Here is a 21,135-nt window from a genome sequence, read left to right as displayed (position 1 = left end):
CTTACGCCTTAGCAGAATAATTCGCAACTTTGTCGCTTAGGTATCAGCAATCTTAAAAAGCATGCGTTACTTTAACAGGGAGGAGATAAAGCACGCAGTATGCTTTGAAACGTTGGCATACTGCGTGTTTGATATCGCGTTAATCCGCCCTTACAGAGTGCTTTTTAGTGACGGAAGTGGCGCATGCCGGTGAATACCATGGCAATGCCGTGTTCATCAGCTGCATCAATCACTTCTTGGTCACGCATAGAGCCGCCTGGCTGAATAACTGCTTTAATGCCAGCTTCAGCGGCAGCGTCAATACCGTCGCGGAACGGGAAGAATGCATCAGATGCCATTACAGAGCCGGCCACTTCTAGGTTTTCGTCAGCCGCTTTAATGCCAGCAATTTTTGCAGAGTATACGCGGCTCATTTGGCCTGCGCCTACGCCTACTGTCATGCCGTCTTTGCAGTAAACGATGGCGTTAGACTTCACGTATTTCGCCACTTTCCAGCAGAACATAAGGTCGCGGAGTTCGTCTTCAGATGGCTTACGCTTAGTCACTACTTCCAGGTCTTCCATTTCAACCATGCCGAAGTCACGCTCTTGAACAAGCAAGCCGCCGTTGACACGTTTGAAGTCGTACCCTTCCGTTAGTTGACCTGCCCAGTCGCCACAGGCGAGAAGACGTACATTTTTCTTCGCGGTCACAACTTCTTTCGCTTCATCACTGACCGTTGGTGCAATAATCACTTCGACGAACTGACGGTCTACAATCGCTTGCGCGGTTTTCGCATCAAGTTCACGGTTAAAAGCGATAATGCCGCCAAACGCTGACGTAGGGTCGGTTTTAAACGCACGGTCATAAGCACTAAGGATGTCTTCACCAATCGCCACACCACACGGGTTTGCATGTTTAACGATAACGCATGCAGGCTGTTCAAATTCTTTCACACACTCTAGCGCTGCATCGGTATCGGCGATGTTGTTGAAAGACAGCTCTTTACCTTGAAGCTGGGTTGCTGTAGCCACAGAGGCTTCTTGAATGTCGTTCTCAACATAAAATGCCGCTTCTTGGTGACTATTTTCACCGTAACGAAGATCTTGCTTCTTGGTCAGCTGCATGTTGTACGTGCGCGGAAATTCGCTGTGCTGGTGGTCGCAATCGGCTTCGCATTCAGTGCTGTCTAAACGTGCGCCGAAGTAGTTAGCAATCATGCCGTCGTACTCTGCGGTATGTTCAAAGGCTTTAATGGCTAGGTCGAAACGGGTGCTGTAGGTGAGTGAGCCATTGTTATCGTTCATTTCTGCTAACACACGGCCATAGTCAGAGGCGTTCACCACAATAGTCACGTCTTTATGGTTTTTCGCTGCCGCGCGCACCATTGTTGGGCCACCGATATCAATGTTCTCAATGGCATCTTCTAATGTGCAGTCTTCGTTTGCCACGGTGGCGGCAAAGGGATAAAGGTTCACTACCACTAAATCGATAGGGGCAATGTTGTTTTCTGCCATGACGGCTTCGTCGGTGCCACGGCGTGCAAGGATACCGCCATGAATTTTAGGGTGAAGGGTTTTTACACGTCCTGCCATAATTTCTGGATGGCCAGTATGTTCAGACACCTCAATTACAGGTAAGCCTGCGTTAGCTAGCAGTTTCGCAGTACCTCCCGTCGACAGAAGTTCTACCCCAGCGTTATGCAGCGCGGTGGCGAAATCAAGGATACCGGTTTTATCAGAGACACTTAAAAGAGCACGTTTAATGGGTTTTGGTGTTTGCATAAATGTATTAGCTTCAAAGTTGTAGTGTTGAAACAAAAAGAGCACCGATTGGTGCTCTTTGGCGGGCAATGCCCTTAGGATTTTAGTTCATGCCGTATTGCTTTAGCTTCTTGCGAAGTGTGCCACGGTTGATGCCCATCATGATGGCGGCGCGGGTTTGGTTGCCGCGGGTGTAGGTCATGACTTCCTCAAGCAGCGGCGCTTCAACTTCGGCAAGCACCATTTCGTACAAGTTGTCGATGTTGGCGTTGTCTAGCTGTTTTAGGTACTTGTTAACCGCTTGCTTAACTGAGTCACGCAATGGCTTTTGAGCTTGCGTTTGAGAAGGCGTAGTTACTGTAGTAGTAAAAGGTGAAGTCACGTTTTGATCGAACATAATACTGTGTTGCTCTTAAGTTAGTCATCACTATGCTGCAGGGGAAATCTGTCGGGTTTCCGTGTTCTGCAACGATTGAAAATAAGTGTCTAATGCTTCAAGTTGCGCCTTCGCGCAATCTATAGCGTTGAACGTTTTACGAAACTGACGATCCGTATCATGCTCCGCGAGATACCAGCCCACGTGCTTTCGGGCAATTCTTACACCGGCCACGTCACCATAAAAGTTCTGCACATTTGCAACATGCTCATGCAAGATCTCGTATTGTTCAGACAGTGGTGGCGACGCTAGGTTCTCGCCAGTTTCAAGGAAATGTTGGATTTGCTTAAAAATCCAAGGGTTACCTTGAGCTCCGCGCCCTACCATCACACCATCTGCGCCAGTGTAATTCAGCACCTCTTGTGCTTTCTCTGGAGAAGTAATGTCACCATTTGCAATAACAGGAATTGAAATTGCCGCCTTTATTTGGCGAATGGTGTCATATTCTGCTTCCCCTTTATACATACAAGCTCGTGTTCTGCCATGAACTGCAAGCGACTGTATGCCGTTTTGCTCTGCAATACGGGCAATCTCTACCCCATTGCGATTTTCTGGATTCCAGCCGGTTCGAATTTTCAGCGTTACAGGTACATCAACCGCGTTAACCACGGCTTGAATAATGCGTTCCACTGTTTCTGGATACTGTAATAAAGCAGAGCCTGCTAGCTTCTTATTCACTTTCTTCGCAGGACAACCCATGTTGATATCAATAATTTGCGCACCGTTATCAACATTAAATTGTGCCGCTTGTGCCATAAGTTCAGGATCAGCACCTGCAATTTGTACAGAGCGAATGCCATCTTCGCCTTCATGATTCATTCGGGCTAGTGATTTAGCGGTATTCCATACCTTCGGATTGCTAGACAGCATTTCCGAAACCACAAGGCCTGCGCCCATGCGTTTGCACAGCTGACGAAACGGTCTATCCGTTACGCCTGCCATTGGTGCCAACATCAAATTGTTTTCTAACGTGTAAGGACCAATACGCATAAATCGCCATCAAAGAACTGCACATAAAATATACACCCGGCTAAAACGGGGCGCTAAGTGTACGCGTTTTCGCAATACTTGAAAAGGCTAAAAATCACACAAAATTTCACTTAGTGGGCTTGACAGTGAAAAAAAACTGTCACATTAGGAGTCTAGTGCCGGTTTGCTGGCTAAAAAATATTCAAAGGGCGCATAGGCCGCGCCCTAAAAGGGTTTCAATAACAAAAAATTTACGCTTTAGGGGTGCTTCTTACCAGATACTCTCGCCCACTCTCCATCAATTGCACTTTTATCGAGGGTAAATTGTGTACGGTAAGCCGCTTCTATTTTGGGAACTTGCTCTGCCAATATGCCGGAAAGTACAAGAAGGCCGTCTGCTTGACAAAAATCAGCAATCACAGGTTGGAGTTCAAGCAATGGACCAGACAGGATGTTGGCCATCACAATGTCGGCTTCTATTTGCGGTTGATTTTCGGGGAGGTAAACATCTAACCGCGAGGCAACATCATTGCGACGAGCATTTTCTTCGGTAGCCTGCAGTGCTTGAGGGTCTATATCAATACCAATAACACGCTTGGCGCCAAGTTTAAGGGCCGCCAGTGCTAAAATGCCCGAGCCACAGCCAAAATCCACCACTGTTTTATCTTTAACGTCTATCCCATCTAGCCAACGCAAACAGAGAGCGGTTGTTGGATGAGTGCCGGTACCGAAGGCAAGGCCAGGGTCTAACATCACATTCACCGCATTAGGGTCTGGCACGTCTCTCCAACTTGGGCAAATCCACAAGCGCTCGCCAAACTGCATAGGGTGGAAGTTATCCATCCATTCTCTTTCCCAGTCTTTGTCTTCAAGAGGTTCGAGTTTGTATTTAAAGTCTGCTCCTAATACGCGAGCTTTACCGAGCCGATCTATGATACGTTTCATATCGTCTGAAGCGTCGAATAAACCCACTACTTGCGTATCTGGCCACAACAAAACTTCGCCCGGCTTAGGTTCATACATAGGGGTATCTTTCGCGTCTACAAAAGTAACAGCTTGTGAGCCATTTGCGCTTAGCATATCGCCGATGGCGTCAGCATGTTCAGAGGTGGTGTTAATTCGTAGTTGTAGCCAGGCCATGTGAAATAGAGTGTTTGGAGGTTTGCTGTTATTGTACAGCCAATAAGTCGCAATGCGAAGTTCAGGCCCAGAAACTTATGAAGGTTAACGGGGTTAAACGGCGAACTGCCGATATTTTAGTCTTTTAGGTAATGGTGAAAACGCCCTGAGTTTATACACTCAATAATGAGTTCCTTAACTGATTAACTGCATGCGCCGCTCACTTATTGTGCTTTTACTACTGCTTGTTACGTCGGCTTCTTACGGGAAGCGGCTTGATGTTGTGGTTGGCTGGGACAAACCGCCCTATGTTATAGCAGCGCAAAATTCTGGTTTTGAAGTGGAGTTAGTGCGAGCTATCTTTACGGAGATGGGGTATGAAATAACCCCTATTTATGTGCCGTTTGGCAGAACGGCTCGCATTGTTAATTCTGGCAGTGTTGATGTGGGCCTTACCTTAACTCCTCGGCATGATATTGACCCAGCGCTTTTATCAAATGAGTATATTGCCTATCAAAATGTGGCAGTAACTCTGCAGGAGCGTCACCTCACTATTTCAAACTTGCAAGACCTATCAGGGAAAAGCATTATTGCTTTTCAAACGGCGAAGTCGATACTGGGGGAAGCATTTTTTAACGTGGTTGACCAGCAACCCACTTACTTAGAGTTGGCTGAGCAGAAACGCCAAGTCAGTTTGCTACTGCTTGGTAGCGTTGATGTGGCTATTCTCGATAGAAACATATTTCACTATATAAAAAGCCAGTTTCCAAAAAAACAACAGTATGCTACCCAAATTCATGAAATCTTTCCCGTCAGTACCTATAGTGCAGCCATCCCTGACCCAGCGTTACGTCATCAGTTCAACACAACACTAGCGCGTTTCATTGCAGACGGCCGCTATCAAGCATTGCTTGATAATTTCGGGTTAGAAAACTTGCTTTTTACCCCTATTCGACAAGAAGCCTTACCCCTTACTCCTGTCCAGCCTTTAAACTTTCGTTAGTTTCTGTATGTTTGTTGACCTGTGAACTATATATGTCGCATGCTGTATAAAACGACAAATAAAAAACAATAACAGGGAAATACATAATGAAGCTCAAACTCTTAATTGCAGCAGTAGCAATAGTGGTGGTAGGTTGCAAAGCTCAGTCGAATGACACAGCCCCCAGTGTTACCAACACATGGCTAGATAAGCCTGCTGCAGAGCAGGCACAGGCCATCAGAAACGGTACGCTTACCTCTGAACAACTTGTTACCGGTTATTTAGCGCGTATAGAAGAGCGGGACAAAAAAGTAAACAGTATCTTAGTGCTTAACTCGAATGCCATTGCACAAGCGAAAGCTGCCGATGAACAAGCGCAGAAAGGCACTTTCACCGGCCCATTGCATGGTATACCGGTATTATTAAAGGATAATATTGAAGCCAGTGAGTTGCCGACAACAGCCGGTTCTATGGCGCTTGTTAACAACCGTACAGGTCGCGATGCCCCTATTGTTGCCAACTTAAAAGCGGCAGGCGCCATAATCTTAGGTAAAACGAACTTATCTGAGTGGGCAAACTTTCGGTCGGAATCTTCTATCAGTGGTTGGAGCGCAGTGGGTGGACTAACCCGTAATCCTCATTTACTGTCGCGCACCGCTTGCGGCTCGTCATCCGGTTCAGGGGCAGCGATGGCGCTAAGGCTAAGCTCTTTAGCGGTAGGAACAGAAACCAATGGCTCTATTATCTGCCCATCATCTATGAATGGAATTGTGGGGTTTAAGCCTACTGTTGGTTTGCTTTCACGTTCTTATATAGTGCCTATTTCATCCTCACAAGATACCGCAGGGCCAATGACCGCCAATGTTAACGACGCGTGGTTAATGGCTTCGGTCATGGATGGCGTGGATGTTAAAGACGCCGCTACCGCCGATGCAGAAGATCACCTGTTGCCTTCCCTCGAAGAAAGTATGTTGGCCACGGATCTAAAAGGCATACGTGTTGGCGTAGTACGCTATCGTCAGGGCGACAACCCACATGTACTTTCGGTGTATGAAAATGCGCTAGAAACTCTAGAAGCCGCGGGCGCAGAATTGGTTGATATTAACGATTTTGAGCAACCAGACAGCTTTTGGTCTGATTCGTACACCGTGCTGCTCAGTGAGTTTCATCATACAATTGATGCGTATTTAGCGGATAGCCCCGCGGATATTCCTGCTCGCAATTTAGAAGCGCTTATTGCGTTTAATAAAACCGACAAGAAAGAGCTCGTGCTTTTCAACCAAGATATTTTTGAAAAGTCCCTAGCCGCGCCGGCCATCGACAGTGATGAATACAAAAGTGCATTAAGCTTAGTGCAAAATACGGCGGGTACAAATGGCATTGATAAACTCATGCAGGACAATGGGGTGGACATATTGGTCGCGCCCTCAAATAGCCCCGCCTTTTTGATTGATGGTGTCTATGGTGATCATTCGCCAGTTGGCTTTATTGGAATTGGCTATTTAGCCGCCATTGCTGGATACCCACATTTAACCGTACCGGCAGGTGAGGTAAAACAATTACCGGTAGGGTTAAGTTTTATAGGCAGTAAATGGCAAGATGAAAAAGTCTTGCGTATAGGCAGTGTTTTTGAAGCCAAGCATGGCGCTTATGTAAAACCAGGTTTATTACCAAGCCGTTTGGAAAGCCCTGAACTTGAAGATATTGTGAGTGGACAGTAAAACTAAAAAGCCCCACTAATGGGGCTTTTCGCTGATATGGGCCTACGCCAGTTACCTAAAGGCTAACTAACTTGCCCTGTTGTCACTGTCTTAGCTGGGGCGTTTAACCCAAGCACTACACCAGCCATTGGCATTAACCAATTTATTGGGGAATAACGCACAAGGGCGATAGTTTTCACCATCTGCGCCTTGTACATACATACAATTTTTGCACTGTGCGCCGTCAACCGTTGAGGCTGGGGTGTAGTTAAGTGCTTTGGCTGTTGGATCATCCGCTTGAAGTTGCTCTTGCGCCTGAGCGCGAAGTGCAACACTACCTAAGGTTAGCCCTATTAAGCTTGTCCCTGACAACTTCAAAAAGTCGCGACGGTTTACAGATTTCATAATTCTCTCCAAGTGAGATAATAACGAGAATGATTCTTTTTTATTCAAGGCTTTAAACGCAAAAACCTGCCCGTAGGCAGGTTTCTTTCTATCACTACATTATACTATAACGCGCATTGTCAGGATCGGCTAAATACGAAATAACTTCATTGATCCAGATTAAATCTCATTCATCTAACTATAGCCTGTTTAGATGAATGAGACATGAATGGCACCCATAAAGTTTACTTATTGGTTAACGGTGTGTCAGGTTTCGCATAGCTAAACTGCGCAATGCGGTGGGTACTATGATAACTATCAAGGCCAGATATACAGGCACTACCTGCACGTTCGATATCCGCATAACCGTCCTCAGACATCATGGCCTTATTAAGGTGTACTTCTTTAATTGCCCCTATCACCATCTCTGTTTGGTTACACAACGTAAAATGCTGCTCTACCTTCAAGCCTATCTTTATATGACTCTCAGCCACATACGGTGCGTTGAAATTATCGCTAAACCAGGGCGTTAACCCTACTTTTTCAAACTCACTTTCTTGTGGTTGATAGCGGGCTGAGGTTTGATGGGCTTTATCTACCCATTGCGTATGAACATGATTGAGGGTGTACACACCTTGCTGTTTAATATTGTTCAATGAGTCTCGTTGTACCGTATGGGGGCGCATTATCATACCGAGTAAAGGAGGATTAGCGCCAACATGTACCACCGAACTTACAATCGCTAAGTTATGACTTTTTCCATCAGTGGTACCAAGCAGTGCCGCTGACTTAAAGCCTGATAAACTGTTGATAAAGTTTGCCCGATAGCGTTGAGGCATGGTGGTGATATCGTCAAGCTTGTAGGTATTACATGGTTCACTCATTTTCGCAGGTCGCCTCTAAATCAATGTCATCACCCTGTTGGAACACTCTCAATTCGATAGGCTGGCAACATACTTGGCAATCTAATACCTGAACTTGACCAACGTCGTTGATCTCATCTATTTCTACCTCATTGGGCGCCATGCAATAGGGGCATGAAAACCCCATGGAACGCGTTAAACTCATTATTCTCACCGCCATTAATTCCCGAGTTATTCTTTTACGCGATAAAAGCGGCTCTGGATTGCTAAGAAGTAAAGGGTTGATTAAGTGTGCTGTATAAATATACACTGTTGGTGGTTTCGATGATCAGTGCCTTAAAATGCGAAAAGACTTACCGCCCCGATACTATTTAACCCACTTTCATGAATTTTTGCGCTTCTTTGATGGGGCGAGTGGCCACTTATTGACCGAGCAGGCCAATACCTTTATTACGCGCTTTTGCGCCTTAGATGAAGATAAACAGTGCATTGTGGTGCGTGCTGCCAACCGCAAGTACGCCGTCATCGATCGTAGCCAATTTAATTATGCTGAAATATCACTCCCGCAACAGCAAATCGATAGCCTTATTGAAAGCGGGTGGTTCGGTGATTTATCCCATGCCTCGGTACAGGATATGGCGGGCGTACTGACGAAAGACGCCATTATCGAACTCATGGCTACCTACGGGAGTACGCAAGGGTTATCGGCACTCACCAAACCCAAATTAGTTGAAAGGTTGCGCCAAGAAATTGCGCTACATGGGTGGCCTGATCGCTTTTCACTAGACCATTATTTAGTATGCTTGTTTGACAATGCTCTGCGCTTTTTACTGTTTGTTTACTTTGGCAATACCAAAAGCCGGCTGAATCAGTTTTCAATGCGCGATCTGGGTGTCATGCGTACGCGGTCTGACTCGGTTGGCAATAGCGCGCGATTTGACAGCAAAGAAGATACAGAAGCGGCGTGGTTTTACGCCGATCGCTACAGCAAGCTGGCCTATTACGATCAAGCGGCATTACTTGGAGTAGCCAAGCTACCTTTTCCTGATGTACAGAGTGTGTCGGCTGCATTTTATCGAGACCAATTTATTTATGCTTTGGGCATGAAATTAATGGAGTTTGATAAGTTAAAAGCTCTCGATATTCTTAAATTGGCACAAAGCGATAAAGCAAAAGAAAAATGGCTTAGAGAAACCTACAAAGCGGGCGATACCGATGCAGTAAAACAGCATCTAGAGCACATTATAGACAACCCGCAATCAGACACGCTGTTAGCGTTCGCCGAGGATTTCTATGCTCGAAAATATCACAAGAAGCGCACCAGTACGGTGACCGATATGCTGCGTAACGCAAGCAAATCTCTGGATATAGATGTTAGCCAAAACCAACAAGTAGAGCGGGGCGTTTTAGCCTATTATGCAAGACAAGGCGTGCAAGGTTGGCGTACCGAAAACCGGCTTTGGCGCAGCTTGTTTGGGTTAACATTTTGGCAGCAGCTTTATGAAGAAGACACACTGGTTACAGAATTTGACCGTCGCCCGCTTTCTCTTAAGCAAAACAATTTCTACACAAAATTTGAAAATAGCATAGAGTCGTTGCTTACTGCACTAAACAGCGAACAAAAGCTACGCCACCATATACACAAAATGGCTACCCAACATTACGGGAAGGTGAATAGCTTATTTATGTGGTCAAGCGGCCTACTCGCGCCCCTAGACGCCCTGATAACGCATGGAGAGTTGCCCGCAATATTTAATTTATTGCGTATGATGAGCCGAGATTTCGAAAACTTACGAGATGGCTTTCCCGATATTATGGTGTTAGATAACACCCTACGTTTTGAAGAGATTAAAGCGCCTGGCGACCAATTACGGCGTAACCAGCTGGTGTCTATTCAACGCTTACAGCAGGCAGGATTTGAAGTGGCGGTTACCACAGTGAACTGGGTGAGAGATCCAGCACAACCTTACGTGGTGGTCGACATAGAAACCACGGGTGGTAACAACAGTTATAATAGGATAACTGAGATTGGCATGGTTAAGCTTGTGGCGGGTGAAGAGATTGCTCAGTATCAAACCTTAATTAACCCAATGCGGCGAATTCCAAACAATATAACGCGTTTAACGGGTATTTCAGATGAAATGGTAGCCTCCGCCCCGGTGTTTGCCGATGTTGCAGAAGATATCAATGCTTTCACGGAAGACGCTGTATTTGTGGCCCACAACGTTAATTTTGATTATGGCTTCATTAAACAAGAGTTTGCTCGATTAGAGCACACCTATCGCCGGCCTAAAATGTGCACAGTGCGCGAAATGCGACGTACATATCCTGGTTTAACATCTTATTCCCTTGCAAATTTAACCCAACATTTTGATATTAAGATGGAAAGGCATCACCGCGCGTTGAGCGACGCTAAAGCCGCCGCGGAACTGCTCAAGTTGGCGTTCGAAAAAGACGATGAAAGTAGTACTTAATCATTGGGTGTAGTGAACAAAATATTCCTAAATGCGTAAAAGCAGTACCTAATTGTGAATGTTGTTTTGCCATGTACAGCGAAGAAGACAAATCTCGAATTATTGAAATGGCGTGGGAAGATCGCACGCCATTTGAAGCCATAGAGGCTTTGTATGGAATACCCGAAAAAGAAGTGATTGCGTTGATGCGAGCGCACCTCAGGCATAAGACATTTAAGAACTGGCGAGAACGAGTATCAGGACGAAAAACGAAGCACGCCAGCTTACGTCCAGCAGGGGTAGACAGAGGGTATTGCCCTTCTCAATACAAAGTAAAAAGTGCTAATAAGAAAGCGTAATGGGAATTATGAGTTATCTTTGTCTGGCGGCGTAACCGCGGTAACCGGCAGCAGTAGCGCCATAATTTGTTGCCGCCATGGTGACGGAAAAAGGTGCGTATTTTCAGCGTGATTAACCTGTTGTGCACGCTCGATAATAGGCATTAATGCGGCATACCGAGGGTTTGATGCTTGCACAGCCTCTACCCGTTCCATAATTGAAGCAATGAAAGTGGCGGGTGACGCGTCGCCATGTTGCTTAAACTCGTTAACGAGTGCGCGACGAACGTAGCTTTCCCATTCCGCACGGTAACTGTCACTGAGTCTTTCTGGAAAGTGTATGAGTTCTTCTATATCACTGTCGAGCTTTACCACGTCGTTTACATCATCATACATCAGCCGTAAGGCGAGCAGCACGTTAAGCGTGAGTCTAGAAACAGGAAGTTGATCTTTTAGTTGTGTATATCTCTGGGGCACTGAAGAAACCTTCTCTACCTTAATCAATACAAATGGAAAAACATGAACGGCGTGAGCACTATTAAAAACCAAAGCGTTTATTGATAGTGCTCACTATCAATACTAATAAATCGCGCTGGCATATGAAAGGTGTGAAGGTTAAAAATACGTAATTTACTTTGGTGAACACAATAAGCCCAGGTGGCGTATCTATTATGCACTGTTAAAGTGCGTACGCGTTCTTGCTGTTTGGCCCATCGTTTGATGGGCCTTTTTTTAATTTTGAGCCAGAGAGAGTTTTATTCCCGCCATTACTCTGGTGACACTGTCTACAACATCGATTCGACTAAACCATTCAAGGTGATGATGCCTGACCAGGTTTCCACTGACTTCCAGCGATACACCGTGTCCTGTGCCAAGAAAATCTTCAGTTAGTTCTGCACGGGCGCCGAAGTCGTCATCAACATGAGAGTAGTGAGAAAAATACTCAAGAGGATAATGATAAAGTGACAGCGAACCTGACAAACCCACCACAACTTTCGCGCTAGCATCGTCAAGACGTTTTATCGCTTCAAAAAAGGCGGTGTGGCTCGGGGTAATCTGGTAGCGATATTCTCCCCGTATAAAGTTTTGCGCTGTCATTCGCTCAATACTGGCTTCATAACTGTGCTTTTTCCCCATGTTGGCGGAATACTCTATTTCTACGTAATCTTCTTCGCCCCCTAAAGACAACGCGCGATTTGCTTGGGTGTCGCTTAGTTGGCCGACAACCACTTCAAAGGCGCTGTCGTCTTGTAATTGAAACACGTTTCTGATGCCGGTGATCCACCCATCTTTAGATAACCCCGTTGAAGAAACTCGCCCTTTGTAAGTCGGTATTACGCCTATCTCTGTTTTTCCATAATCAGATTGATAGCGAACAAAAACGCGGCGGGCATACAGGTAATCGGCGTTATCACTACCCAGGGTATTATGGCTAGAAGCAAAATCGTCGCCGCTGACTATGAACCCATTGAGTGACCAATGACGTTGATCGCCAAAGGATAAGCTAGGGTAATAGCGCACACGGTATTGATGTCGACTAGGTCGGTCGGAGCGCGTATCAAATCGATATTGAAGATCGAGTTTTTGCGACACGACTGAGCTAGCTAATACGGGCGTAAAAAGCATACAACCGCAAATACTCACGACAACGAACAAAAGTGCAAAGGGCATGACTACTGCTTTGGGATGATTACCTGTCATTATTATGCTTCACCATGGATGATAAGTTTACGCGCGATAGATTAGATACTGCCCAAGCCTATTAAATGATTTTAATTTTGGCAAAAAAAAGCCGGTGATAGACACCGGCAAGAAATGGAGGTGGACTCCAATGAGGGTAAACACAACTAGAAACAAAATTGCTTCACTGTTAGCAGGGAGGGCTAACAATGGAATCAGTATAGAGTTTTGCTCTTAATAAGAAAAATCTTAAATATTGATTGTTTTAATCGTAAAAACAGAAAATGGGAGTGAGAGGTACTTGATGAAGGAAAAAACGAAAAAGCGCCGTCTCGTAATCCTTAAGAGACGACGCTAAGGGGGATAAAAACGGTACTATGACATACCTAATTTCTTCTCAAGGTAATGGATGTTAGTTCCACCCGCGAAGAAGTTTTCATCGGCCATAATCGAACGTTGCAAAGGAATATTGGTTTTAATGCCTTCTATCACAAGTTCATCTAGGGCGTGACGCATGCGCGCAATGGCTTCATCGCGGCTTTCACCATAGGTAATAAGCTTGCCAATCATAGAGTCGTAATACGGTGGCACTACATACCCAGAATAGATATGTGACTCCCAGCGTATACCTAAACCGCCTGGTGCGTGAAAGATATCAATGGGACCTGGGCTTGGTATAAAGGTTTCAGGATCTTCCGCGTTAATACGGCATTCAATAGCATGGCCACGAATCTGAATTTGCGATTGGTCAATTGAAAGTGGTTGGCCTGCGGCAATGCGAAGTTGCTCTTTAATAAGGTCTACACCGGTAATCATTTCAGAGACAGGGTGTTCTACCTGAATACGGGTGTTCATTTCTATGAAATAGAATTCGCCGTTTTCGTATAAGAACTCGAAAGTACCTGCACCGCGATAGCCTATTTCAATACAAGCTCTGCGGCATCGGTCACCAATTTTGGCTCGCATTTGCTCGGATATGCCCGGCGCTGGCGCCTCTTCAACGACTTTTTGGTGGCGACGCTGCATTGAGCAGTCACGCTCACCAAGGTGAATGGCATTACCCTGACCGTCAGCCAACACTTGAATTTCAACATGGCGTGGGTTTTCTAAGAACTTCTCCATGTAAACCGTGGCGTTCCCAAACGCTGCACCAGCTTCCGCTTGGGTGGTTTCTATGGCTTTCACCAACTCACCTTCGCTGCGAACCACGCGCATACCGCGACCACCACCGCCACCGGCAGCTTTTACGATAATTGGGTAGCCAATGCGCTTAGCAATCGCTTTATTCTTTTCTTCATCACCGGAAAGAGGGCCGTCTGAGCCCGGTACGCAAGGTACACCCGCTTTTTTCATTGCACTAATGGCCGACACTTTGTCACCCATCAAGTTGATGGTTTCGGCGGTGGGGCCAATGAAAATAAAGCCACTTTTTTCTACTGCTTCCGCAAAGTCAGCGTTTTCCGCTAAAAAGCCGTAGCCAGGGTGAATAGCAATAGAGTTAGTCACTTCCGCGGCGGCAATGATACGGGGAATGTTCAGGTAACTTTCAGTGGCAGATGCTTTACCGATACAAATAGATTCATCAGCAAGCAACACGTGTTTTAGGTTTTTATCCGCGGTTGAATGCACGGCTACTGTCTTTATACCTAGCTCTTTACAAGCTCTAAGTATACGTAGCGCAATTTCGCCGCGGTTAGCAATAAGTACTTTATCTAGCATGATGCAGCACTCACTTATTCAATGATGAACATAGGTTGATCGAATTCTACTGGATCTTGGTTTTCTACCAGAATGGCTTTCACCACACCGGCTTTATCAGCTTCAATTTGGTTCATCATCTTCATTGCTTCAACGATACAAAGGGTATCGCCAACTTTGACTTGTTGACCAACTTCGGCAAACGGCTTAGCAGTAGGAGAAGAGGCGCGGTAGAAGGTACCTACCATAGGAGACTTAACCACGTGGCCTTCTGGCGCAGCAGGTTCTACAGCAGCAGGGGCTTCTGCAATAGGCGCCGCTGGTGGCGGTGCCATTTGTGGCGCTTGAGGCGCCGCAAAGCTATAATTCATAGGCGCTTGAACGCCGGTGGGACCACGGTGAATACGTACTGACTCTTCGCCCTCTGTGATTTCTAGCTCGGCAATGCCAGATTCTTCCACAAGTTCGATTAGCTTCTTAATTTTTCTAATATCCATGTTCTGTCTCTGCGTTAATTTTGCGATTTCGGTAAATTGATTGCTGCAGTTAGCGCAAGTGAATAGCCTATTGCGCCAAAGCCAACGATGACGCCAGCTGCAACATCAGAAAAATAGGAGTGGTGTCTAAACGGTTCGCGACCGTGTACGTTAGACAGGTGCACTTCAATAAATGGAATACTGACACTTAACAGTGCGTCGCGAAGGGCTACACTGGTGTGCGTGAAAGCAGCAGGGTTAATAATAATGGCATCTATGTTCCCCATTGCATTGTGAATACAGTCAATAAGCTCGTGCTCAGCATTCGACTGAAAGTGACTAAGCGTAACATCACTTGACTCAGCTTGCGCTTGAAGATCATCCACGATGTCTTGCAAGGTTTGCGAGCCGTACTTATCAGGTTCACGTTGTCCTAACATATTTAGGTTAGGGCCATTTAGTAACAAAATATTCATTGAATTTGCTGCTATCTTCGTTAAAAAATCACATTAAATGTCATTTCAACAAAAAAATGTGACAGTTGCACGAAAAAAAGCCAATAATTCCGCTCGTTTATTGAATTAGCAACCGATTATAGTAAAAGTGAAAGTTTTCGCAGCAAAATACTGGTCTAATCAGGTGTTTTCGGTGCAAAGTTTTGAGTACAGGTTAGCCGAAAAGTAGCGCTGACGATTTCGCCAAAGGTAGGCAGTAAGGGCGTTATAGCGCCATGACTTAGCTAAAAATAGACCAAGTCATGGCGAAAAATTATCTTATACGTTGGGGTAACGCCGCCCCTAAAAACACAAGTTGGTTAGCGGTTCCTCGTGTTTATTAACGAGAAGCTCCGCTATTTACCGATGAGTTAACGTGGGCGGCAAAGGCATCTGCTTTCATGAAGCCGGTGACTCGGGCGCGTTTAAGCTCGTTTCCTTCATTGTCAAAAAACAAGATAGTAGGCAAACCCAACACGTCAAACTTGTCGAACACCGCTTGCCGCTCTGGCGTGTTATCGGTTAAATCCATTTGCATCCACACCGTGTTTTGAAGTGCTTCTTGCACGTTTTCGCTGGGGAAGGTGTATTTTTCAAACTCTTTACACGCTACACACCAGTCTGCGTACAAGTCCACCATCACGGTTTTACCCTCGGCATTAGCTTGTGCAATATTCGCGTAAAGTTCATCGAGATTTCTCGCCTGTTGAAACGTAGGGTGGGCTTTTTGCTCGCCCCACAATTCGGCGTTAATGCCCGCATGGAATGCCACCGACACACTGCCCATAATACCCATGGCGACGATAATGGCGCGTATCAATTTTGCCTTGGTGGCAGGCGTGTGACGATTGATATACCAGTAATATCCAAACAGACCAAAGCCCCAGGCCGCCCAAATGAAATCTGATAATGGGCTTGTCCACAGCCGTTCAATAAACACAATGGCCACGGCCAACATCATAAAGCCAAAGGTGACTTTTACCACATTCATCCAGTTACCTGCTTTCGGTAACAGCTTTCCGCCAGTGATGCCAAAAAGAATAAGCGGAATACCCATGCCTAAGCTAAGCAAATAAAGCGAGGCAAACCCCAGTAGCATATCCCCCGTTTGGGCGATAAATAACAAAATGCCAGTGAGCGGCGCCGTGGTGCAGGGGGAGGCAATTAGCCCTGAAAGTACACCCATCACAAACACACCGGCAAAGCTACCTGCGGTTTGGTTGTTACTTAAATGGGTTAATCGTTCTTGCCATTTTGCAGGCAGTTGCAGCTCAAACCCGCCAAATAGAGCAACAGCTAATAGTACAAATAAACCAATAAATACGCTTAACACCACGGGGTGTTGTAAGGCAGCCTGAAATTGCGCCCCTGCAACCGCCACCGCGACACCTAACAGAGAATAGGTAATTGCCATGCCTTGAACGTACACAAAAGTAAGCCAAAATGAGTGTGATAGCCCTTTGGGTTTGCCTTGGCCAATAACGATACCCGACACAATGGGATACATGGGGAATACACAGGGTGTAAAAGCAAGGCCAATACCTAGGGCTAGAAACAGCAGTAACGTGAGGGCGAGATTGTCTTTATTGATTAGCTTATCTGCCAAAGAGTACTGCTCGCTTGTTGCCGTACTCCCGTGCGCGGGACTTTTCGCCAATGCGTCTACATACACCACCTTTACCGTTGGCGGGTAACACAAACCTGCCTCGGCGCAACCTTGGTAACGTACTTTAACTATCCCATCTGCCGATACCTGGGTAAGGGGAATATGAATGTCTACTTGCTGGTGAAAAACTTCAGATTCACCATAAAATTCATCTTCAATGATGTTGCCTTTAGGGTAAGAGGCTTCCCCTATCTCGGCATTTTTCGCGACATATTTAAATTGCTTTTTGTATAGATAGTAACCCTCTGCAATGGTGAAACTTACCGTTAAGTCTTGTTGATCTTGATTAAAGTCGAACATGAATGCCTGATCCACAGGCAAATATTCAGGTTCATCACCGAAAGGGTCGTCGAAGTCGTTAGACAGTTGCCCAAATGCTGGCCCACTGACTTGTACCACTAACAGACACATTAGTGTGCGCAACAACAGCATGGGATTTTTCATTTTTATCATGGTTAATTCGTCTTTGTTTTATTTTTATTGTTACACATACTTAGTGATTGTTTAGAACGTTACGCATCCACATGCCATATTGTTCGCTTGCACACGCATCTAACACTATCCACTCTGGCACATCGTAAGGGTGCAACGCACAAACACATTGAAAGGCATTGTCGAGGCAAGTGGAGGCGGTTTTTATGATTAGCTGGTACTCTTGGTCGGTTTCGATTTGATCTTGCCATTCGTACACTGACTCAATACCGCTGATAATATTGACACATGCAGCAAGCTTTTCAGCCACCAAGGAATTCGCAATTTGCTGTGCAATCGCCTTATTTGGCGCCGTACACAAAACCACACGTAACGACATTATTCGCCTCCTCATTTGACCTGATTGATTAGACCGGGATGTGCAGCCTATTCTTTCATAAACCAAGCTTACCATATTCGTCATCGGTCGCTTTACCTTGCCTATTAACCGAAACCATTGCACCTTTGCTTGTTATTAGTGTCTTAGCCCTTATAACTGACTATGACACGTTAGAAAGAGGAAGGGTTTTGCGGGTTTTATTTTTACTTTTTGCCATTCTACCGATAGTTGAAATAGCACTATTGGTACATGTTGGCGACATTATTGGTGGTTGGAACACGGTTGGGCTGGTTATTTTATCCGCGTTTATAGGGGCATACTTTGTTAAACGTGAAGGAATAAATACCTTGCAAACCGCGCAAGCGAAAATGCAGCGCAATGAGATGCCCGGCAACGAGTTAGTTGAAGGGCTCATGCTAGTGGTGGCGGGCATATTACTGGTAACGCCAGGGTTTATCACTGACATATTCGGTTTTTTATTTGCGCTACCAGGTTCACGCCATTTTCTTGCTGCCCAAGTAAGCAAACACATGAAGATGCGGGTTGTCGTGCCAGGTAGTGCGGGAGCCGCTGGCGGGTTCAACTATCAGCAAGGTGCGCAACATAACCCATTTGAGCAAAGCAATGACCCCTTCGGCCAGCGTAATGGCGGGCGTGACGACAGTGATGTCATCGAAGGCGAGTTTGCTGATAAAACGCAAAACGATCCTGATAAGCGATTGAAGTAACGTTAAAATCAATTTTTTTACATTTTTTTATGTAAAAACCCTTGAAGTTGTCAGGACACTCCCCCATTTATCCTCGCAGATAAGATTTTAACTGCCCAGAAATGGGCATCCCAAGCATTCGGTATTCAGATAACTGAATACCGGTAATCACTTAAACTTGAATAGTGGAATTTTCAGGAGACTTGAAAATGGCAATTCGTCCTTTACACGACCGCGTAATCATTAAACGCGCAGAGCAAGAAAGTAAATCTGCAGGCGGCATCGTTCTGACTGGTTCTGCAGCGGAAAAATCTACTCGCGGTGAAGTCATCGCAGTAGGTAACGGTCGTATTCTTGATAACGGCGACGTAAAAGCGCTAGACGTTAAAGTTGGCGACACCGTTATTTTCAATGACGGTTACGGCGTTAAAACAGAAAAGCTGGATGGTGAAGAAGTTCTAATCCTAAGCGAAAGCGACATTCTTGCGATTGTTGAGTAATAACAACTAACGTTTAACCGAATTAGAGAGGAATTGAATCATGGCAGCTAAAGAAGTACGTTTTGGTGATGACGCGCGTTCAAAAATGCTTAAAGGTGTTAACACCCTAGCAAACGCAGTTAAGGTAACCCTAGGTCCAAAAGGCCGTAACGTTGTACTAGATAAGTCATTTGGTGCCCCTACCATTACTAAAGATGGTGTATCTGTAGCGAAAGAAATCGAACTTGAAGACAAGTTTGAAAACATGGGCGCACAGATGGTTAAAGAAGTAGCGTCTAAGGCGAATGATGAAGCGGGTGACGGTACTACTACTGCAACAGTACTCGCGCAAGCTATTGTAACTGAAGGCCTTAAGAGCGTTGCTGCGGGTATGAACCCAATGGATCTTAAGCGCGGTATCGACAAAGCTGTTATTGCTGCAGTTGAAGAGCTTAAAGCGCTTTCTACTGACTGTGCAGACAGCAAGTCTATCGCTCAGGTTGGTACTATCTCTGCAAACACAGACGCAGAAGTAGGCGACATCATTGCACAAGCAATGGAAAAAGTAGGTAAAGAAGGTGTTATCACTGTAGAAGAAGGTCAAGCACTTCAAAACGAACTAGACGTTGTTGAAGGTATGCAGTTCGACCGTGGTTACCTATCTCCATACTTCATCAACAACCAAGAAAACGGCACTGTTGAACTAGACAACCCGTTCATCCTATTGGTTGACAAGAAAATCTCTAACATCCGTGAACTACTTCCTACCCTTGAAGGCGTAGCGAAAGCTGGTAAGCCGCTTATGATCATCGCTGAAGATGTTGAAGGCGAAGCGCTTGCTACTCTAGTCGTTAACAACATGCGCGGTATTGTTAAAGTGGCAGCGGTTAAAGCACCTGGTTTTGGTGACCGTCGTAAAGCCATGCTACAAGACATTGCTATTCTAACTGGCGGTACTGTAATCTCTGAAGAGATTGGTCTTGAGCTTGAAAAAGTACAACTCGAAGACCTTGGTACTGCTAAGCGCGTTGTTATCAACAAAGACAACACCACTGTTGTTGACGGTAACGGCGACCAAGAAGCGATTGAAGGCCGTTGTGCTCAAATCAAAGGTCAAATTGAAGAGTCTTCATCTGACTACGATAAAGAAAAACTTCAAGAGCGTCTTGCTAAGCTTTCAGGCGGTGTTGCAGTCATTAAAGTGGGCGCAGCAACCGAAGTTGAAATGAAAGAGAAGAAAGACCGTGTTGAAGATGCACTACACGCAACGCGCGCCGCGGTTGAAGAAGGCGTAGTACCTGGTGGTGGTGTTGCTCTAGTTCGCGCCGCGTCTAAGCTTAGCGAGCTAACTGGCGACAACGAAGACCAAACTGTAGGTATTAAGCTTGCACTACGTGCGATGGAAGCACCTCTACGTCAAATCGCGTCTAACGCCGGTGCTGAAGCTTCTGTTGTTATCAACGCAGTTAAAGGCGGCGAAGGTAACTACGGTTACAACGCAGGTAACGATACCTATGGCGACATGCTTGAGATGGGTATTCTTGACCCAACTAAAGTAACACGCTCTGCACTTCAGTTCGCATCGTCAATTGCTTCACTAATGATCACTACCGAAGCAATGGTAGCTGAACTACCTAAAGAAGAAGCTGCGCCTGCAATGCCTGACATGGGCGGCATGGGCGGAATGGGCGGCATGATGTAATCATCCGTCTCGCTTGTTGATTTAAAGGCATAGCTTTTAACATCAACAACATGACATATATAAGAAGCCACCAAGTTAACTCTTGGTGGCTTTTTTATTCGCCGTCTTCTGTCTTTATTAATAACAATCCAATGAGTGCCACAACGACAACAACGGCTTTAACCAGAGTGGGAAGCGGCAGTATGCCGCTGATACCGGCAACCGCACATATGGCGCAAACCTTTAGAAGCGTTGTATTCATTATGTATACTCAATTCAATATGACATGGTGATTGCAGTGTAGACATCAAGAGCAACGCCAAAAAGGCCGCCTATTAATCTACCTACGCTAACTTCCGCTAGCCATGTAAATATGCATTGAGTTTTAACGATACGAAACTGTACAGAAGTAGTAACTGCATCATCTTGGCGAAATTCAGATTGTCTATCGACATCG

22 protein-coding genes are annotated in these 21,135 nt (G+C 45.6%); 7 read left to right on the top strand and 15 right to left on the bottom strand.

Annotated features, from left to right (window positions below; genetic code table 11):
* Positions 1–164: 164 nt before the first annotated feature.
* The 4 genes from purH to prmA all read right to left on the bottom strand — a co-directional run bounded on the left by purH (position 165) and on the right by prmA (position 4,287).
* The gene (gene purH, locus EP13_RS18085; RefSeq protein ID WP_044059138.1) at positions 165–1,763 is read right to left on the bottom strand and encodes a bifunctional phosphoribosylaminoimidazolecarboxamide formyltransferase/IMP cyclohydrolase; all 1,599 of its coding nucleotides are present in this window, start codon (positions 1,761–1,763) and stop codon (positions 165–167) included.
* An 82-nt stretch (positions 1,764–1,845) separates the two neighbouring features.
* Positions 1,846–2,139 (bottom strand): DNA-binding transcriptional regulator Fis, encoded by a 294-nt coding sequence (fis, locus tag EP13_RS18080; protein ID WP_012520109.1) that lies wholly within the window; start codon positions 2,137–2,139, stop codon positions 1,846–1,848.
* 30 nt (positions 2,140–2,169) lie between these two features.
* The gene (dusB, locus tag EP13_RS18075) at positions 2,170–3,168 is read right to left on the bottom strand and encodes a tRNA dihydrouridine synthase DusB (RefSeq protein WP_044058494.1); all 999 of its coding nucleotides are present in this window, start codon (positions 3,166–3,168) and stop codon (positions 2,170–2,172) included.
* 237 nt (positions 3,169–3,405) lie between these two features.
* Positions 3,406–4,287, bottom strand: a complete 882-nt coding sequence (gene prmA, locus EP13_RS18070; protein WP_044058493.1) for a 50S ribosomal protein L11 methyltransferase — start codon at positions 4,285–4,287, stop codon at positions 3,406–3,408.
* 190 nt (positions 4,288–4,477) lie between these two features.
* On the opposite strand from prmA, the gene EP13_RS18065 reads away from it, so the two are divergent.
* Positions 4,478–5,269 carry a substrate-binding periplasmic protein gene (locus EP13_RS18065; RefSeq protein WP_052364483.1) on the top strand — a complete coding sequence of 264 codons (792 nt, stop codon included), beginning with the start codon at positions 4,478–4,480 and terminating at the stop codon, positions 5,267–5,269.
* Between the two features lie 86 nt (positions 5,270–5,355).
* On the top strand, positions 5,356–6,969 hold the full coding sequence (locus tag EP13_RS18060) for an amidase (protein ID WP_044058491.1): 1,614 nt from the start codon (positions 5,356–5,358) through the stop codon (positions 6,967–6,969).
* Between the two features lie 90 nt (positions 6,970–7,059).
* Here EP13_RS18060 and EP13_RS18055 read toward each other — a convergent pair whose 3' ends face one another.
* From EP13_RS18055 to EP13_RS18045, 3 genes are all read right to left on the bottom strand, one after another.
* Complete coding sequence (locus EP13_RS18055; RefSeq protein WP_044058490.1) at positions 7,060–7,353, bottom strand: high-potential iron-sulfur protein; 294 nt, start codon at positions 7,351–7,353, stop codon at positions 7,060–7,062.
* Positions 7,354–7,577: 224 nt separating this feature from the next.
* Positions 7,578–8,216 (bottom strand): flavin reductase family protein, encoded by a 639-nt coding sequence (locus tag EP13_RS18050; protein WP_044058489.1) that lies wholly within the window; start codon positions 8,214–8,216, stop codon positions 7,578–7,580.
* Positions 8,209–8,400, bottom strand: a complete 192-nt coding sequence (locus EP13_RS18045) for a CPXCG motif-containing cysteine-rich protein (protein ID WP_044058488.1) — start codon at positions 8,398–8,400, stop codon at positions 8,209–8,211. The genes EP13_RS18050 and EP13_RS18045 overlap by 8 nt, the downstream gene beginning before the upstream one ends.
* A gap of 136 nt (positions 8,401–8,536) precedes the next feature.
* Between EP13_RS18045 and EP13_RS18040 the strand changes: the two genes are divergently transcribed.
* Together EP13_RS18040 and EP13_RS18035 are read left to right on the top strand one after the other, a co-directional pair.
* Positions 8,537–10,669 (top strand): exonuclease domain-containing protein, encoded by a 2,133-nt coding sequence (locus EP13_RS18040; protein WP_044058487.1) that lies wholly within the window; start codon positions 8,537–8,539, stop codon positions 10,667–10,669.
* Between the two features lie 71 nt (positions 10,670–10,740).
* Positions 10,741–11,007 (top strand): TIGR03643 family protein, encoded by a 267-nt coding sequence (locus EP13_RS18035; RefSeq protein WP_044058486.1) that lies wholly within the window; start codon positions 10,741–10,743, stop codon positions 11,005–11,007.
* A gap of 6 nt (positions 11,008–11,013) precedes the next feature.
* Here EP13_RS18035 and EP13_RS18030 read toward each other — a convergent pair whose 3' ends face one another.
* The 7 genes from EP13_RS18030 to cutA all read right to left on the bottom strand — a co-directional run bounded on the left by EP13_RS18030 (position 11,014) and on the right by cutA (position 17,811).
* On the bottom strand, positions 11,014–11,463 hold the full coding sequence (locus EP13_RS18030) for a hypothetical protein (protein ID WP_044058485.1): 450 nt from the start codon (positions 11,461–11,463) through the stop codon (positions 11,014–11,016).
* Positions 11,464–11,718: 255 nt separating this feature from the next.
* Complete coding sequence (locus tag EP13_RS18025; protein ID WP_231497892.1) at positions 11,719–12,687, bottom strand: hypothetical protein; 969 nt, start codon at positions 12,685–12,687, stop codon at positions 11,719–11,721.
* 354 nt (positions 12,688–13,041) lie between these two features.
* Entirely contained in the window at positions 13,042–14,385 is a 1,344-nt protein-coding gene (accC, locus tag EP13_RS18020) for an acetyl-CoA carboxylase biotin carboxylase subunit (RefSeq protein ID WP_044058484.1), read from the bottom strand.
* A gap of 14 nt (positions 14,386–14,399) precedes the next feature.
* The gene (gene accB, locus EP13_RS18015; protein ID WP_044058483.1) at positions 14,400–14,861 is read right to left on the bottom strand and encodes an acetyl-CoA carboxylase biotin carboxyl carrier protein; all 462 of its coding nucleotides are present in this window, start codon (positions 14,859–14,861) and stop codon (positions 14,400–14,402) included.
* A gap of 14 nt (positions 14,862–14,875) precedes the next feature.
* Positions 14,876–15,316: a type II 3-dehydroquinate dehydratase gene (gene aroQ / locus EP13_RS18010; protein ID WP_044058482.1), complete on the bottom strand. Its 441-nt coding sequence runs from the start codon at positions 15,314–15,316 to the stop codon at positions 14,876–14,878.
* 358 nt (positions 15,317–15,674) lie between these two features.
* Entirely contained in the window at positions 15,675–17,432 is a 1,758-nt protein-coding gene (locus EP13_RS18005) for a protein-disulfide reductase DsbD (protein WP_044059136.1), read from the bottom strand.
* A gap of 61 nt (positions 17,433–17,493) precedes the next feature.
* Positions 17,494–17,811 (bottom strand): divalent-cation tolerance protein CutA, encoded by a 318-nt coding sequence (cutA, locus tag EP13_RS18000; RefSeq protein ID WP_044058481.1) that lies wholly within the window; start codon positions 17,809–17,811, stop codon positions 17,494–17,496.
* Positions 17,812–17,999: 188 nt separating this feature from the next.
* Between cutA and EP13_RS17995 the strand changes: the two genes are divergently transcribed.
* The 3 genes from EP13_RS17995 to groL all read left to right on the top strand — a co-directional run bounded on the left by EP13_RS17995 (position 18,000) and on the right by groL (position 20,699).
* Positions 18,000–18,539: an FxsA family protein gene (locus EP13_RS17995; protein ID WP_044059135.1), complete on the top strand. Its 540-nt coding sequence runs from the start codon at positions 18,000–18,002 to the stop codon at positions 18,537–18,539.
* A 188-nt stretch (positions 18,540–18,727) separates the two neighbouring features.
* Positions 18,728–19,018 carry a co-chaperone GroES gene (locus EP13_RS17990; protein WP_044058480.1) on the top strand — a complete coding sequence of 97 codons (291 nt, stop codon included), beginning with the start codon at positions 18,728–18,730 and terminating at the stop codon, positions 19,016–19,018.
* 40 nt (positions 19,019–19,058) lie between these two features.
* Positions 19,059–20,699 (top strand): chaperonin GroEL, encoded by a 1,641-nt coding sequence (groL, locus tag EP13_RS17985; protein WP_044058479.1) that lies wholly within the window; start codon positions 19,059–19,061, stop codon positions 20,697–20,699.
* A gap of 94 nt (positions 20,700–20,793) precedes the next feature.
* On the opposite strand, the gene EP13_RS19275 is transcribed toward groL, so the two are convergent.
* The gene (locus EP13_RS19275; RefSeq protein WP_156026779.1) at positions 20,794–20,940 is read right to left on the bottom strand and encodes a hypothetical protein; all 147 of its coding nucleotides are present in this window, start codon (positions 20,938–20,940) and stop codon (positions 20,794–20,796) included.
* Between the last annotated feature and the right edge of the window lie 195 nt (positions 20,941–21,135).

Source organism: Alteromonas australica (assembly GCF_000730385.1).
In the GTDB taxonomy this organism is placed as follows: domain Bacteria; phylum Pseudomonadota; class Gammaproteobacteria; order Enterobacterales; family Alteromonadaceae; genus Alteromonas; species Alteromonas australica.
This window is presented reverse-complemented; position numbering and strand designations above follow the sequence as displayed.